Source organism: Citrobacter sp. S39, assembly GCF_009495675.1.
In the GTDB taxonomy this organism is placed as follows: Bacteria; Pseudomonadota; Gammaproteobacteria; order Enterobacterales; family Enterobacteriaceae; genus Citrobacter; species Citrobacter freundii.
This window is the reverse complement of the sequence record NZ_CP045555.1, coordinates 3515114-3530545: the sequence shown is the minus strand read 5'-3', so window position 1 is coordinate 3530545 and position 15432 is coordinate 3515114. Positions and strand designations below refer to the sequence as shown.

At 52.7% G+C, this 15432-nt stretch carries 15 protein-coding genes; 2 read left to right on the top strand and 13 right to left on the bottom strand.

Features of this window, described 5'->3' with window-relative positions; genetic code table 11:
* Nucleotides 1-3: 3 nt before the first annotated feature.
* The 8 genes from rsxG to blr all read right to left on the bottom strand — a co-directional run bounded on the left by rsxG (nt 4) and on the right by blr (nt 6104).
* Nucleotides 4-624 (bottom strand): electron transport complex subunit RsxG, encoded by a 621-nt coding sequence (gene rsxG / locus GFB57_RS16795; RefSeq protein WP_003029155.1) that lies wholly within the window; start codon nt 622-624, stop codon nt 4-6.
* Nucleotides 625-633: 9 nt separating this feature from the next.
* Nucleotides 634-1686, bottom strand: coding sequence for an electron transport complex subunit RsxD (rsxD, locus tag GFB57_RS16790; protein WP_003029152.1), 1053 nt, complete (start codon nt 1684-1686; stop codon nt 634-636).
* Nucleotides 1687-3711: an electron transport complex subunit RsxC gene (gene rsxC, locus GFB57_RS16785; protein WP_003029149.1), complete on the bottom strand. Its 2025-nt coding sequence runs from the start codon at nt 3709-3711 to the stop codon at nt 1687-1689.
* A complete protein-coding gene (gene rsxB / locus GFB57_RS16780; RefSeq protein WP_003029148.1) occupies nt 3704-4282 on the bottom strand; it encodes an electron transport complex subunit RsxB in 579 nt (192 codons plus the stop codon). The genes rsxC and rsxB overlap by 8 nt, the downstream gene beginning before the upstream one ends.
* Nucleotides 4282-4863, bottom strand: a complete 582-nt coding sequence (gene rsxA, locus GFB57_RS16775) for an electron transport complex subunit RsxA (RefSeq protein WP_003029144.1) — start codon at nt 4861-4863, stop codon at nt 4282-4284. The genes rsxB and rsxA overlap by 1 nt, the downstream gene beginning before the upstream one ends.
* Nucleotides 4864-4939: 76 nt before the next feature.
* Nucleotides 4940-5380 (bottom strand): DUF2569 domain-containing protein, encoded by a 441-nt coding sequence (locus GFB57_RS16770; RefSeq protein WP_003029141.1) that lies wholly within the window; start codon nt 5378-5380, stop codon nt 4940-4942.
* 91 nt (nt 5381-5471) lie between these two features.
* A complete protein-coding gene (gene ydgT, locus GFB57_RS16765; protein ID WP_003029138.1) occupies nt 5472-5687 on the bottom strand; it encodes a transcription modulator YdgT in 216 nt (71 codons plus the stop codon).
* A gap of 291 nt (nt 5688-5978) precedes the next feature.
* Entirely contained in the window at nt 5979-6104 is a 126-nt protein-coding gene (blr, locus tag GFB57_RS16760) for a division septum protein Blr (protein WP_003029134.1), read from the bottom strand.
* A 240-nt stretch (nt 6105-6344) separates the two neighbouring features.
* On the opposite strand from blr, the gene GFB57_RS16755 reads away from it, so the two are divergent.
* Entirely contained in the window at nt 6345-7385 is a 1041-nt protein-coding gene (locus GFB57_RS16755) for an oxidoreductase (RefSeq protein WP_003029131.1), read from the top strand.
* Between the two features lie 101 nt (nt 7386-7486).
* Here the strand turns inward: GFB57_RS16755 and add are convergent, their stop codons facing one another.
* The 3 genes from add to malX form a co-directional block, all read right to left on the bottom strand.
* Nucleotides 7487-8488, bottom strand: a complete 1002-nt coding sequence (gene add, locus GFB57_RS16750) for an adenosine deaminase (protein WP_003029130.1) — start codon at nt 8486-8488, stop codon at nt 7487-7489.
* Between the two features lie 100 nt (nt 8489-8588).
* A complete protein-coding gene (locus GFB57_RS16745) occupies nt 8589-9761 on the bottom strand; it encodes a MalY/PatB family protein (protein ID WP_003029127.1) in 1173 nt (390 codons plus the stop codon).
* A 10-nt stretch (nt 9762-9771) separates the two neighbouring features.
* On the bottom strand, nt 9772-11364 hold the full coding sequence (gene malX, locus GFB57_RS16740; protein ID WP_008323976.1) for a maltose/glucose-specific PTS transporter subunit IIBC: 1593 nt from the start codon (nt 11362-11364) through the stop codon (nt 9772-9774).
* A gap of 169 nt (nt 11365-11533) precedes the next feature.
* On the opposite strand from malX, the gene GFB57_RS16735 reads away from it, so the two are divergent.
* Nucleotides 11534-12562, top strand: coding sequence for a Mal regulon transcriptional regulator MalI (locus GFB57_RS16735; RefSeq protein ID WP_003028974.1), 1029 nt, complete (start codon nt 11534-11536; stop codon nt 12560-12562).
* Nucleotides 12563-12609: 47 nt separating this feature from the next.
* On the opposite strand, the gene GFB57_RS16730 is transcribed toward GFB57_RS16735, so the two are convergent.
* Both GFB57_RS16730 and manA read right to left on the bottom strand, forming a co-directional pair.
* A complete protein-coding gene (locus GFB57_RS16730; RefSeq protein ID WP_003028973.1) occupies nt 12610-14118 on the bottom strand; it encodes a YdgA family protein in 1509 nt (502 codons plus the stop codon).
* Between the two features lie 106 nt (nt 14119-14224).
* Entirely contained in the window at nt 14225-15400 is a 1176-nt protein-coding gene (manA, locus tag GFB57_RS16725) for a mannose-6-phosphate isomerase (protein WP_008323978.1), read from the bottom strand.
* Between the last annotated feature and the right edge of the window lie 32 nt (nt 15401-15432).

Sequence of the window (15432 nt, the reverse complement as noted above, 5' to 3'; positions counted from 1 at the left end):
GGTTTATTCTCCACAGGCGCTAAGTTGAGGAAGCTGCGCGGGTAGCGTCTGCGCATACAAACCGGCGCGTTTTACTGCGTTCACTACCGCCCGCGGCGTAATGGTTGCGCCAGTAAACTGGTCAAAGTCGCCGCCGTCTTTTTTCACAGCCCAGTGGGCATCGTTACCCGTAGCGATCGTTTTGCCGCTAAAGTGGGTGATCCAGTCGGACAGTCGCAGTTCGATTTTATCGCCCAGTCCCGGGGTTTCATGATGCTCGGTTACCCGCGTACCCAACACGGTACCCGTAAAATCGACACCGACCAGCAGTTGAATCGCCCCGGAATACCCATCTGGCGCCGTAGCTTCAAGAATTGCTGCAACGGGACGGTCGTCCTGGCGGGCAATATACACGCGGTGAGTACCTTTGCCCAATGCCTGCGCATTGACCAGATAACAGCTCTCAGACAAGTTATTATTGTAGCGATCGCCAGGTAGCACCTGATCGAACAGTGCTTTTTGCTGCAGCGCGGCCTGTTCATCAATGGTGGACTTGGTTAATTGATTGATTGCCGCGGTTAATCCCGTTGAACCAGCAGCAAACAGCGCCAGCGTAATACCGTGTTTACGAATCGTTTTCAGCATTGGGAGTCCTTAGCGATGTCCGTACACGCGAGGGCGGGTGTAATAATCAATCAGGGGAACCGTGATATTTGCCAGTAATACAGCAAAGGCTACACCGTCAGGATAACCGCCAAAACTGCGAATCAACCATACTAACAACCCCGCAAGTGCGCCAAAAATCAGGCGGCCGCGGTTAGTTGTCGAGGCCGTAACGGGGTCGGTAAGAATAAAGAATGCACCCAGCATGGTTGCGCCGGAAAGCAGGTGTAACTGAGGAGACGCGAGTGACTCAGGTGAGAACAACCATCCCAGAGTGGCGCAAACGGCGAGCGACAGCAGGAAGCTAACCGGGATATGCCAGCGAATCGCCCCCTGCCATAACAGAACGATACCACCCGCCAGCCAGGCAAGATTAACCCACTGCCAGCCCGCGCCTGCCAGCACACCGCTGTAAATCGGGTATTGCATCACCTGTTCAACGGTATGCCCGGCATGCAGTGATGTCTTAAAGGTATCGAGAGGCGTTGCCTGGCTGATACCATCAATGCCCATACGCAGTGTATTCATATCCCCACCGCTGACGGTATGACCGCTAAAGATAACGTTCAGCGCGTCAAAGAACCCAGGCACTGTAGCCGCAATTTCGTGCGGCGGCAGCCAACTGGTCATCTGTACTGGAAATGAGATTAGCAGCACGACGTAACCAATCATGGCAGGATTAAACGGGTTCTGACCGAGACCGCCATACAGTTGTTTCGCAATGATAACCGCGAATACCGTGCCCAATACCACCATCCACCAGGGGGCGAGCGGGGGAATACTCACGGCCAGCAGCAACCCGGTGAGTAACGCAGAGTTGTCTTTTAAAATCGGCACAATGGGTTGTTTACGCAGTTTAAGCACGCCCGCTTCGGCTGCGATAGCGCTGATGGCGGCCAGAATTATCTGGAACAACGTACCCCAGCCGAAGAACCACAGCTGTGCGGCGATTCCCGGCAATGCCGCAAGTAACACCAACATCATGATACGTGATGTCTGGCGCTGGTTATGGGTATAAGGGGAGCTTGCTATTCTGAATACCATTTATTCCTCGTTAACAACCTGCTGCTGTGCGGCTTTCTTTGCCTGAGCGCGTGCGATAGCGGCCGCGACGGCGGCTTTGCGTGGATCAACCGGCTCGGCTGTTTCCGGTACCGCCTGCTGTTCGAGCTTGCGGGCCTTGGCGCGGGCGATGGCCGCTTCCACGGCGGCTTTACGCTGATCAACCGATTCGGCTGTTTCCGGTACCACCTGCTGCTCGAGCTTGCGGGCCTTGGCGCGGGCGATGGCCGCGTCCACGGCGGCTTTACGCGGATCAACCGATTCGGCTGTTTCCGGTACCACCTGCTGCTCGAGCTTGCGGGCTTTGGCGCGAGCAATTGCCGCTTCGACGGCAGCTTTACGCGGATCTGTACCCGTGCTGCTGCCTTCACTTTGCGGCGAATTTTCCTTACGGGAAGCACGAGCTTGCGCCTTACGCGCCTCGCGTGCGGCAATCACTGCGCTATTGTCAGGTTTTTCACCTGCCTGAATTACTACCGGCTGCAGCGCCTGAGCCTGTTTTTCTTTTACGCGAGCCAGCGCGGCGGCAATGGCATCATGGTCTTTGGCCGCCGGTTGAGCAGCGGCGCTCTTATGGCGTTCAAGACGCGCTGCTTTTTCACGTTCAAGGCGCGCCTGTCGGGCTTCAAACCGTGCTTTCGCTTCAGCGGCTCGTTTTTCTTCCTGGCTAATGGCGTAAATCTCGGCTTTTTCCTGGCGGAAATACTGCACCAACGGAATATTGCTTGGGCATACCCAGGCGCAGGCACCGCATTCAATGCAGTCGGCGATATTGTGGGCCGTTGCTTTGTCGTGCTGTTGCCCTTTACTGAACCAATAAAGCTGTTGTGGCAGGAGATCCGCCGGACAGGCATCGGCGCATGCGCTACAGCGAATGCAGCCTTTCTCTTCCGGCGTTTCACCCATTTCACTGGCAGAGGGGGCCAGAAGACAGTTGGTAATCTTCACCACCGGGACATCCAGCCATGGCAGCGTAAACCCCATCAGCGGTCCGCCCATAATCACCATCTGGTCGGCGGAAGGGCAAAAGCCCGCGTCGTTGAGCAGATGACGAACCGGCGTGCCCAAACGCGCCCAGACGTTGCCCGGGCGGCTGACGGCTTCACCGGTAAGTGTCACGACACGTTCGGTGATCGGCTCACCGTCAATTACTGCACGTTTAATTGCATAGGCGGTTCCGACGTTTTGCATCAATACGCCGATATCTGAGGAGCGTCCACCGTGGGGAACCTGCTTGCCAGTCAGGATTTGTGTTAACTGTTTAGCCCCGCCGGAAGGGTACTTGGTGGGGATCACTCGCAAACTGATGTCGTGTGAATCAGCCAGCACCGCGCGCAGCATAGATATTGCCTGCGGTTTGTTATCTTCTATGCCGAGGAGGATCTCGCGTGGCTGAAGAATGTGCGCCAGGATGCGGATCCCTTCGACGACCTGCGCCGCACAGTCCTGCATCAGGCGGTCATCTGCTGTAATATACGGCTCGCATTCAGCGGCGTTAATGATCAGCGTTTCAATTTTATCTCCGCCGCCCTGCAGTTTAACGCCGGTGGGAAAACCTGCGCCACCCAGCCCGGCGACGCCGAACTGATGAATACGCGCAATCAGCTCTTCCCGGTTGTGGGAGCGGTAATCGGTCCAGCCGTCTCGCTCAATCCAGCGGTCTTCGCCATCGGCGTCTATGATAACGCTCAACTCAGCCAGTGCCGAAGGATGTGCGGTGGAGTGCGGGGCAATGGCAACCACGGTACCTGATGTTGGCGCATGGACTGGAAGCATTTTGCCACGCCCGCGGGTTAATGCCTGACCACGCAGCACGGTGTCACCCACGTTTACGCACAGTTCACCCTCCGCACCAATATGTTGTTTCAGCGGAATAACAAAACGCGGTGCCAGCGGAACCTGTCGCAACGGTGTTCCGTTTGACTGGGTTTTCATTTCTGGTGGATGAATACCACCATCAAAGTCCCAGATTTTATTTTTTCTGAATGCAGAGAATAACTTAAACATGTTGTTCCACGGGAATGATGCGCACAGGGATGGTGTTTAAATCCCATTTCCAACTATCGGGTGTCTCGGCTACCGGGCGTAATTCAATGCATTGCGTCGGGCACGGGTCAACACACAGGTTGCACCCAGTGCAGAGATCGCTCATTACCGTGTGCATGGCGCGGGTCGCGCCCACGATCGCATCGACCGGGCAGGCCTGAATACACTTAGTGCACCCGATACAGTTATTTTCATCAATGACCGCCAGCATACGCACCGGCGTAACGTCTTGTTCATCACCATCAATAGGCTGCGGATCGACGTTCAGCAGGGCGGCAATTTTTAACATCACCGCTTCGCCACCGGGGGCGCAACGGTTAATTTTTTCACCCTGAGAGCCGATCGCTTCAGCGTAAGGATGACAGCCCGGATAGCCGCACTGCCCACACTGGCTTTGCGGGAGAATTTCATCAATTTTCTCCACGACCGGATCATCTTCAACGGCAAAACGTCGTGAGGCGTACCCCAAAATAGCGCCGAACGCCAGACCCAGTACACTCACTGCGGCAACGGCAATCCAGATAGCATTCATTACAACTTCACCAAACCACTAAAGCCCATAAAGGCCAATGACATTAAACCAGCGGTAATCAGCGCAATCGCATTCCCGCGAAACGGCGCCGGGACGTCCGCCACGGCGAGGCGTTCGCGGATCGCGGCGAACAGTACCATCACCAGCGAGAAGCCGACGGCGGCGGAAAAACCGTATAGCGCCGACTGTAAAAAGTTATGGCCGAGGTTGATGTTCAGCAGCGCCACACCTAACACTGCGCAGTTAGTCGTGATCAGCGGTAGGAAGATCCCCAGCAGGCGGTACAGCGCAGGGCTGGTTTTGCGCACAACCATTTCGGTAAACTGCACGACGACGGCGATAACCAGAATAAAAGCCAGCGTGCGCAGATAGATGAGATTGAGCGGGATTAGGATCCAGGTATCAATCAGCCATGCGCAGATGGATGCCAGTGTCATGACAAACGTCGTGGCAAGGCCCATACCCATTGCGGTTTCCAGTTTTTTGGAAACGCCCATAAACGGGCAGAGGCCCAGAAACTTGACCAGTACAAAGTTATTGACCAGTACAGTTCCGACAAACAGCAGCAGGTAATCAGTCATTTTTCGGCCTGAAATAAAAAAGCCGCCTATTATCTGACAATCTACAACAGGCGACAACAGGTTAACTGTAGGGTTATTACGGGTTCACAAACGTCGATTTAACGCGCTGCGATTGCTTGAAGTAGGGCACCAACAGTGCTGCGGCCAATAATGGGAACAGCAGTTGGCGCACGGCAAAAGCGTCTGGGACGGGTGAAAACGCAAACGCTTTAATCGCCAGCAACACGGAGATCAGCAGCCACAGAATGTAATGCTTGGGCACACAGGCTCTGCGTTTGAAAAACGCAATTGTCAGCCACAGTGTGTAATACCACATGGCGATCGCGGTAACAAAGGAGACGCCCCATAACAGCAAATTTGCTGTACTTTGCTCACCCAGCGTTTTGAAGGTTTGCGGTGTTGCCAGCGCAGTGACATAAAGTAATAACGCCAGCGAAGCGCTCAACAACGCGACTAACAGCCAGGCCAGTGGCCCAAGTAGCCAGCCTCCGATACGTTGTGCCGGTGTGGTAGTCATCTCTTCTCCAGTTTTACGCGCGCAATCAATCATGCCATTCATTTTGGGGCAATTATTATAAAGCTTTTAACGTTGAGCGCTACTTTCTTCTCTATTGCACGTAATGCCAGACTGATTTAGGTACCTGACCAACATCAAACAGACGGCCTCCGGATATAAGCTCCGCACGGCGATGGTCTGCGGCACGGTACATATTGATCATGTCGCTATCGTCGGTGAGCGTGTAGTTTAAATGGTCGAAAAGTTTTTCCAGACTTTCGAGTGAGCTGATTTTGCGGAATTTTAATAAGTAATCCTGAACAGTCATAAATGCAGATCCATATTAATAAAATAATACCAACGGAGTAGAAAATATAAAAATAAACAACGTGCACAGGTAAAAGCGCATTTACGTGCAAATGTAAGAAGAGTGTTCATACCTGTGAAAAAGCAGGCGCTATGCGCGTCTTCGGCAAGGGTAACGCGCATAGCGATCGCTGGCAATATGCAGCGAAACGGGATGCGGCATAATTCGCTTTTTTTGACAGAAAGCGATCTTTTACCGGCAAACCCTGCAACTACCAATGTTAATTGCCGGGCAATAAAAGGTTGCGGATGCTTATTTCTTCTGCACTGCCGCAACGGGCTCTGGTGGCTGGTAATTGTCAATATGATTGGCAACACCCAGCAGGATCACGGAGACGGCGAGAACAATCCAACCTGTTAATTCAATAAGACGATTCATTACTGATGACATTTGCTTTGATTTATCCATAAACACAGGCTGCAAATGTTACTAATCTCTCATTAATACAGCAAGATGGTTGGGAACGATTTCTCCCTCTTTTTCGCTGCAAGTTAAGCATAAGTGGCATATGTTTGACTTAAGTTAAAAACAACCTTTGTAGCGCGAAGGTTATTAAACTATTGAGACGTTGCAAGGTATGGTGTGAAATAGGTCAGTCCTGAATTGAGAGGCAATAACATGAGTGACAACATCCGCGTTGGGCTAATTGGCTATGGTTATGCCAGTAAAACCTTCCATGCCCCCCTGATTGTGGGTACGCCGGGCCTGGAACTGGCTGCAGTTTCCAGTAGTGATGAAGCAAAAGTGAAGGCAGACTGGCCTACGGTGGCGGTTGTTGCTGAGCCTAAGCATCTTTTTAACGATCCAAATATCGACCTGATTGTGATCCCCACACCTAATGACACACACTTTCCATTAGCGAAAGCTGCGCTGGAAGCGGGCAAACATGTGGTTGTTGATAAGCCTTTTACTGTGACACTGTCACAAGCTCGTGAGCTGGATACGCTGGCGCGCAGCCTCGGGCGCGTGCTGTCTGTGTTCCATAACCGTCGCTGGGACAGTGATTTTCTGACGCTGAAAGCTCTGCTGGCGGATGGTGTTTTGGGAGAGGTGGCGTATTTCGAATCCCATTTCGATCGTTTCCGCCCGCAGGTTCGTGACCGTTGGCGTGAACAGGGCGGTCCGGGAAGCGGTATCTGGTACGATTTAGCACCGCATCTTTTGGATCAGGCGATTAATCTGTTTGGTTTGCCCGTCAGCCTGACGGTAGACCTGGCCCAGTTGCGTCCGGGCGCGCAGGCGACGGATTACTTCCATGCCATCCTGACGTATCCGCAGCGTCGTGTGATCCTGCATGGCACCATGCTCGCTGCCGCAGAATCGGCCCGTTATATTGTGCACGGATCGCGTGGCAGCTATGTGAAGTATGGTCTTGACCCGCAGGAAGAGCGCCTGAAAAATGGCGAGCGACTGCCACAGGAAGACTGGGGTTATGATATGCGTGATGGCGTTTTGACGCGAATAGAAGGCGAAGAGCAGGTTGAAGAAACCTGGCTTACTGTACCAGGCAACTATCCGGCGTACTATGCTGGCATTCGTGATGCGTTAAACGGTAACGGTGAAAACCCGGTACCGGCGAGACAGGCTATCCAAATTATGGAGCTGATTGAGCTGGGTATCGAATCTGCGAAACATCGTTCGACGCTGTGCCTTGCTTGATTGGACTAATGCCGGATGGAGATGCTCAGGCATTTTATCCGGCCTACAATGAAAACCAACGTAGGCCGGATAAGCGTTAGCGCCATTCAGCACTTTACCCGTTACGCTGCGGCGACTTTCTCGCGCAAGGCTCGTTTTTCTTCGTTACTCAGGAATGCCATTTCCAGACCGTTGATTTGCGCCTGGCGGATCTGTTCGCGCGTTAGGCCTGCAGCTGGTGCGGCAATGGTGTACTCGTGAATAATATCCACACCCTGAACAGCCGGGTCGTCCGTATTCAAACTGGCAATAACGCCATGCTCAAGGAACGTTTTCAGCGGATGGTTCGCTAGTGAGGCAACGGTGCTGGTCTGAATGTTTGATGTCAGGCAGGATTCGATGCCGATACGATGCTCGGCGAGGTAATCCATCAACGCACGATCTTCAACGGCTTTAACGCCGTGACCAATACGCTCAGCGCCCAGCTCTTTAATGGCCTGCCAGATGCTTTCTGGTCCCGCGGCTTCGCCCGCATGCACGGTAATATGCCAGCCGGCGTCGCGTGCCTGGTTGAAATGGGACAGGAACAGACTGCCAGGGAATCCCAGTTCGTCACCGGCTAGATCCAGTGCCGTAATATGATCTCGGTGGGCTAACAGCGCATCCAGTTCCTGCAGACAGGCGGCTTCGCCAAAAGTACGGCTCATAATGCCAATTAAGCGTGCTTCGACGCCAAAGGTCTTGCAGCCCTCGCGCACGCCTGCGATGACGGCTTCAACCACACCTGCCACCGGGAGTTGATGCGCCATCGCCATATAGCCTGGTGAAAAACGTAATTCTACATAGTGCAGACCGTTACGTGCTGCATCCTCAATATTTTCAAATGCCACGCGGCGACAGGCATCCAGCGAGGCCAGTACCTTCACGCCCCAGTCGAGCTTGGATAAAAAACTCACTAAATCTGGCTCAGTGGATGTCACTTGCACATGAGGGATCAGCGTTTCCAACGTTTGTGCCGGGAGCGTTAAATTGAACTGACGACCCAGATCCAGAATCGTTTGGGCACGGATGTTACCATCAAGGTGGCGATGGACGTCGGTCAAGGGGAGGGAAGTATCAATCATGGTCGCACTCGTGTATTTAGGTAAAGTGCGTCGTATTATAAGAAAAAATCGGGATAAAAATCTATGTTGCGCAATGAATAATTTCATTGCGCAAACTTTATTAGCGTACAGAACGTATGCCGTTAATCAACCCCTGAACGCCTTTTTCAAGTTTGGATCGTGGACATCCGGCATTCAGGCGCACAAAACCGCGTCCTTCTTCGCCGTATGTGTATCCGGGCATGATGGCGACTTTCTGCTGGTGGATGAGCGCTTCCTGCAATGCGTGGTCATCAATGTTGAGCGGACGCAGGTCAATCCATGCCAGATAGGTGGATTGCGGAACCTGCCAGTTCAGTTCGGGGAATGCGGCATTAAGCTCGCGGGCGACGTAATGCAAATTGCTGGTAAGGTAATCCCGCAGCGCATCAAGCCAGCTTGCTCCCTGATGATAGGCGGCAATATGTGCGCTCAGCGCGAGCACTGCTGGTGAGGAAAGACCATCGCGACCTTTTAATGCGCAGAGATAATCGTTACGGCTTTGAGCGTCTTCAATAATTCCGTAAGCCCCGGTCAGTGCCGGAATATTAAAACTTTTTGAACCGGAAGTGAGCAGCGCCCAGCTGTCACGCGCGACATTACTCCAGGGGATATGTGGGTGATCCCCCCATACCATATCCATATGGATCTCATCGGAAATAACTTTTACACCATGGCGTTGACACAGTTCTGCCATGGTTTCCAGCTCATCACGCGTCCACACTTTGCCCGTCGGATTTTGTGGGCTACAGAGCAGAAGAATTTTGCTCTCTGGACGAGACAGGGCATTCTCCAGCGCGGCCATGTCGCAGTACCAACCGTCAGTGCGTTTTTCCAGTTCGACAGCGCGCACCACGCGCTGATTACCTTCAATTGCTTTGTAAAACGCGTCGTACGCCGGCGTATGAATCACCACCTCATCACCCGCAGAAGACCACTGGCGGATCAGCTCCGATACCATATAGATGACCGAGGGGCCATAAACCAGCGACTGAGGATCGATATGGGTATTATGACGCGATAGAAACCAGTGACTAATCGCCGCAAGAAATTCATCATTTTTCCAGCGACTGTAACCCAACACGCCATGTGACAGGCGCTGAGTCAGCGCCTCCAGAATACAGGGTGCGGTGGCAAAATCCATATCGGAGATGGTGAACGGCAGCAGGTCGGCTGAACCAAAACGGTCGGCAACGTAATCCCACTGAGTACACCAGGTACCATGCCTGTCCACAACCTTTGAAAAATCAAACATATCATTGTCCTTAAGCTTGTACGGTGTTCATCAGAACTGCGATCTCGTCTTTCACTGACTGGACCTGTGGGCCAATAACGACCTGAAGATTATGCTGATTGAGTTGCACTACGCCAATGGCGCGATTGTCCTTCAGTGCCTGTACATTCACAAGAGACATATCTTTCACTGACAAACGCAGACGGGTAATGCAGTTATCCAGGCTGACGATGTTTTCCGCACCGCCAAGCGCCGCCAGAATGGCAGGGACGTTGTAACCGGATTTACCCGGCGCTCCAGCCATTACTTTTTCGATATTGCTGGCAATTTCGACGTCCCGACCCGGTGTCTTCAAATTGAAGCGTGTGATGGCGAAACGGAAGATGACGTAGTACACCGCGAACCAGATCGCCGCTACAACAGGGACCAGATACCACTTGGTAGAGAGTCCATGCAGGATACCGAACACCACGAAGTCAATCAGGTTACCGTCGGTGTTACCGATGGTGACGCCAAGCACTGCCATCACAGTGAAGCCAAGACCGGTCAGCAGGGCGTGGATCACATACAGAACTGGGGCAACGAACAGGAATAAGAACTCAAGGGGCTCGGTGGTACCGCCGATCACACAGGCAATAAGACCGGAAATTAATAACCCTTTAATTTTATGACGATTTTCAGGGCGAGCACAGTGGTACATTGCTAGCGCTGCCCCCGGTAAACCACCGAGGAACGCAGGCATTTTGCCCTGCGACAGGAAGCGGGTTGCGCTTTCAGAGAAACCTTGTGTTGTCGGGCAGCTCAGTTGGGCCTGGAAAATAGTCAGTGCGCCGCTCACGCTGTGACCGCAGACTTCTTGCGTGCCGCCAGCCTCGGTGAAGCGAATGAGCGCCACCAGAATATGATGCAGACCAAACGGCAGCAGCAGACGTTCACCGGTACCAAACAGCATTGGGCCAAATTCTCCCGCGCTGTTGATGATGTGGCCGAGCCCGGTAATGCCCATGGCGAAAACCGGCCAGATCAGGGGAATAACCAGCCCGACCAGCCCCATCACCACCGAGGAGATGATAGGCACAAAACGGGTGCCGCCGAAGAAAGCCAGCGCATCCGGCAGACGAATGTTGTGGAAACGTTCATGCAGCATCCAGACGATGATCCCGGCAATAACAGCACCGAGGATCCCAGTATCGATCGACTGGATCCCCAGGATATTCTGCACGTTGTTGGCCTTCATGATCGCGGCATCCGTGGTAGGTAAGATACCTTTCGCGGTTAACCAAAAGTTGACGGCAAGGTTCATGACCGCATAGCCAACAAAACCGGCAAATGCCGCTACACCTTTGTTCTCGCGAGCAAGGCCGAGAGGTATGGCAATACAGAACATCACCGGTAAGAAACTAAACGCAAATGAGCCTACTTTGCTCATCCAGGTAAAGATGGCCTGCAGTACCGGATTACCCAATGCCGGGATCAGTGTTAAGACATCATGGCTGCTTAACGAGCTGCCGATCCCCAACATGATCCCGCAAAATGAGAGTAGCGCTACGGGGAGCATAAAGGTTTTGCCCAACTGCTGGAAAAATTCCCATAACGTTATTTTTGGTGTGGTTCTCGTCGTCATCAAACGACTCCTCGTAAAAGCTAGCTGACTAATGATGGCGAGAAGATAAAACGTTTTACCTAATTTTAGTGCGGTATAAATCACATTATCGAACGATAATAGGGCGTATAAATATAAGTGATTGATAAAACGTTTTATCCGTCACGTTATCAGGGAGTTTTCCGGTTTTATGGCTATAGCCAAAAAAATAACCATCCATGATGTTGCGCTGGCCGCAGGCGTTTCGGTCAGTACTGTCTCATTGGTGCTTAGTGGAAAAGGTCGTATTTCATCCGCGACAGGCGAACGCGTGAATGCCGCTATTGAGCAACTCGGGTTTGTGCGTAATCGCCAGGCATCGGCGCTGCGTGGTGGGCAGAGCGGGGTAATTGGTTTGATTGTGCGCGATCTTTCTACGCCGTTTTACGCCGAGTTGACAGCGGGTCTGACGGAAGCATTAGAAGCGCAGGGGCGCATGGTCTTTTTATTACATGGTGGCAAAGATGGCGAACAGCTCGCGCAGCGTTTCGCTATGTTGCTAAATCAAGGAGTTGATGGTGTGGTGATCGCCGGGGCTGCCGGCAGTAGCGACGACCTACAACAACTGGCCGCCGATAAGGGGATACCGGTGGTGTTTGCGTCTCGGGCAAGCTACCTGGATGATGTCGACACCGTCAGACCTGACAACATGCAGGCTTCGCAATTGCTGGTTGAACATCTTATCCGCCACGGGCATCAGCGAATCGCGTGGTTGGGGGGGCAGAGTTCCTCATTGACTCGCGCAGAGCGTGTCGGCGGCTATTGTACGACGTTGCTAAAGTATGGTTTACCGTTTCATAGCGACTGGGTGCTGGAGTGTTCATCCAGCCAGAAGCAGGCCGCAGAGGAGGTAACCGCGCTGTTACGTCGTAACCCAACGATCAGCGCTGTGGTGTGCTACAACGAAACCATTGCCGTTGGCGCCTGGTTTGGCCTGATGAGAGCAGGGCGTCAGAGTGGTGAAATTGGCGTAGATCGCTATTTCGAACAGCAGATCTCCTTAGCGGGATTTGCCGATGTAGCGGAAAATGCACTGGACGATATCCCCATTATTTGGGCCTGCACGCCTGCGCGTGAAATGGGATATACCCTTGCTGAGCGCATGCTGCAGCGCATTGGGCACGATGATGGTCATTCGCGTAACCTGACGCTTTCCGCCCGTCTGGTGGTGGCCAAATAAAAAAGGCCCGATAAACACACGGTTATCGGGCCTGTTGTCACGCGTATTTACTGTTGCGGGATAGCCGGGGCATCCGGTTCGCCAAGAGAAGGCATACCGAACATGCCAACAAACTCATCCAGCGGCATTTTTTGTCCGTTTAACGTAACCTGTCCGTTTGCGTATTGCAGGCTGGAGCCGATGACGTTGTCCTGCATCGTTGTAATACGGAACATCTGACCCATTGCCGCCAGGCCATTCACCTGTTGCTTCGCAAGATCGGCCGCTTGCTCCTGCTGATAGCCTTCAATTTTGGCGATCTGCGTCATGAACTCAGTCGCCATATCGACCGGAATCGTCAGCTTGGCATCCAGTGATTTGACCGAACGATCCACTTCCTGAGCCAGCGTTTGTGGTTCCTCAGTATTTGCTGTCGGATCTTTTAGCAGCAGTGACAGATTAAATGCGGTTTCACCTTTCGCATTTTTCCAGCTCAGCGGGGCAATGGTGATAACCGGCTCGCCTTTCATCAGTATCGGCAGCGCATTGAAGAAAGCTTCGGTGACTTTTTGCTGATAAAGCTCAGGATTTTGTACCACATCGATCTGCGCCATCAGCGCCTTGGTTTGGGCGCTATACTGCTGACTGAACTGATGCAGGGCTTCACCGTCAATCTGGGCAACTTTCAGCGTCAGCTTACCGCTACCCATATCCTGGCCCTGCAATTTAAGGCTGTTCAGCGTGTAATCCAGCTGGCTGTTGACAGTTTTACCGTCGTTAACCAGATCGGATTTGCCATCGATACCCATGCCTTCCAGAACCGCCAACTCTTTACCCTCGACCGAGATCGACAGTTTTTCGAGTGACAATTTCTGGTCGCCGATGCGCTCACCAAAGCTGGCAATACTGCTGGAACCCTCAGTTTTCAGATTATTGAAAGTCATTTGTACTTTCTGGTCATACTCGTTGACCGCATTGACCACGCCGCTTTGCGCATTGCCTGTCAGCGAGACAGCGTTACCTTCTTTGTCTGCTGTAAACTGGAATTCCCCGCCGCTGAAGGCTACTTTTTCGTCGCCTTTCTCGTAGTTCAGTGGTTTAAGGGAAAGATCGGAACGGGTATCGCCGCTGTAGCTGATACGGGAGTTAATGACAAATGGCGACTCACCCTTGGCAATATCAAACAGCGGTTTGGTAACGTCGTTATTCACTAGCGTCGTTTTCACGGAGGCCATAGCCGGAACCAGATTCAGTGACTTCAGTTGGGCCAGTGGGAAGGGACCGTGATCCACCGTTTCATCCAGCACAATACTTTGCCCCGGTTTCAGCCAGGAATCTGCCTGCCCGGCTATTGGTTTCACCACCAATTGCAGTTGGCTATTGAACACCCCGCGCTGGTAGTTTTGATAACTCAGTTCAATACCCGCCTCAGGGGAGAAACGTTTTAACTGATCGTTTGCCTGCGTCACCATCTCGGCGAGATGCGTTTCAAGTTTCTTACCTGTGTACCAGGCGCCGCCCGTCCAGACGATACCCAGCGCAACCACCACACCCGCAGCTACCAGCGATTTTTTCATTTCGATATCCATAAAATAAAACCAGGCGTTTTAAGACGCCTGGAGGAGTGACATGTCTTTAACTCACTACAGCTTAGCAAGAGTTGTTAAAAATATCAGTATCTTGCTAAAGCTTGTTATAAACCCGGGCTAAACGACCTGCGCCACTGATGTTAACCGGCGATTCATTCGCGCCAATAAAGGCCGATTCACCCGGTCGCAGAACCAGACGTTGCTCGCCTTTGCTCAGTACAGCTTCACCTTCGATGCAGAACAAAATGGCCGCACTTTGCTGGCTGATATCTGCGCCACTGGTAGTAAGCTCATGCAGGGAGAACGCAAAATCGTCAACCGGGATCGGGAAATCCAGTTCGCCATCAGACTTAACCGGCGTGGTCAGTAACTGGTTTGCTGGCTTGGCGACAAACTGCACGTTGGCGACCAGTTCCGGGATATCAATATATTTTGGCGTCAGTCCGGCACGCAGCACGTTGTCCGAGTTAGCCATCACCTCAAGCGCCACACCTTGCAGGTAAGCGTGCGGGGTTTCGGCAAATAAGAACATAGCTTCGCCTGGATTGAGTTTCACCACATTGAGCAGCAGCGGGGAGAAGAGCCCACTGTCGTTCGGGTAGACGTCGGCGATCAGACGGATGGTTTGCCAGGGTTCACCCTGCTGGCTGTTCAGCGCTGATTTCAGGATCGCCAACGCATGGGATTTCTCCTCATCCTGCATATTCAGCAAGCTGGCGAAAAGATAGCTCAGACGTTCTGCACTCGGCTCTTCCAGGAAATGCGCAATAGCCGGATGTGCGGCGGAGACGGGTTGTAACAATGCAACAATGTCAGAGAACTCGCGGAATGCGTTCATCGCCAGGAAAGGCGTCAAAGCAAAAACCAGTTCCGGTTTGTGGTTAGGATCTTTGTAGTTGCGCTCAGCCGCATCCATCGGGATCCCTGCGGCGTTTTCTTTGGCAAATCCAATTTCAGAGTTTTGCTTGTTAGGATGAACCTGAATCGAAAGCGGTTGTGCAGCGCAGAGCACTTTAAACAGGAAGGGCAGCTCACCAAAACGCTGCGCAACGGCATCGCCCAGCAGTGCGGATTTATCGTGCTCGATAACGTCGCGCAGAGCAACCGTCTGGCCGTCAGCGCCCAGAACCTGCGAACTGCTTTTCGGATGCGCACCCATCCACAGCTCAGCCATCGGTTGCTGAGTGGGGTTGGCAATGCCATAGAGTTCCGTTAACGCCGTTTTACTTCCCCAGGCGTAGTTTTGCACTGAGTTGATGAGTTTTTGCATTATCAAGCCCTGTTTCAATGTGGAATTTTCTA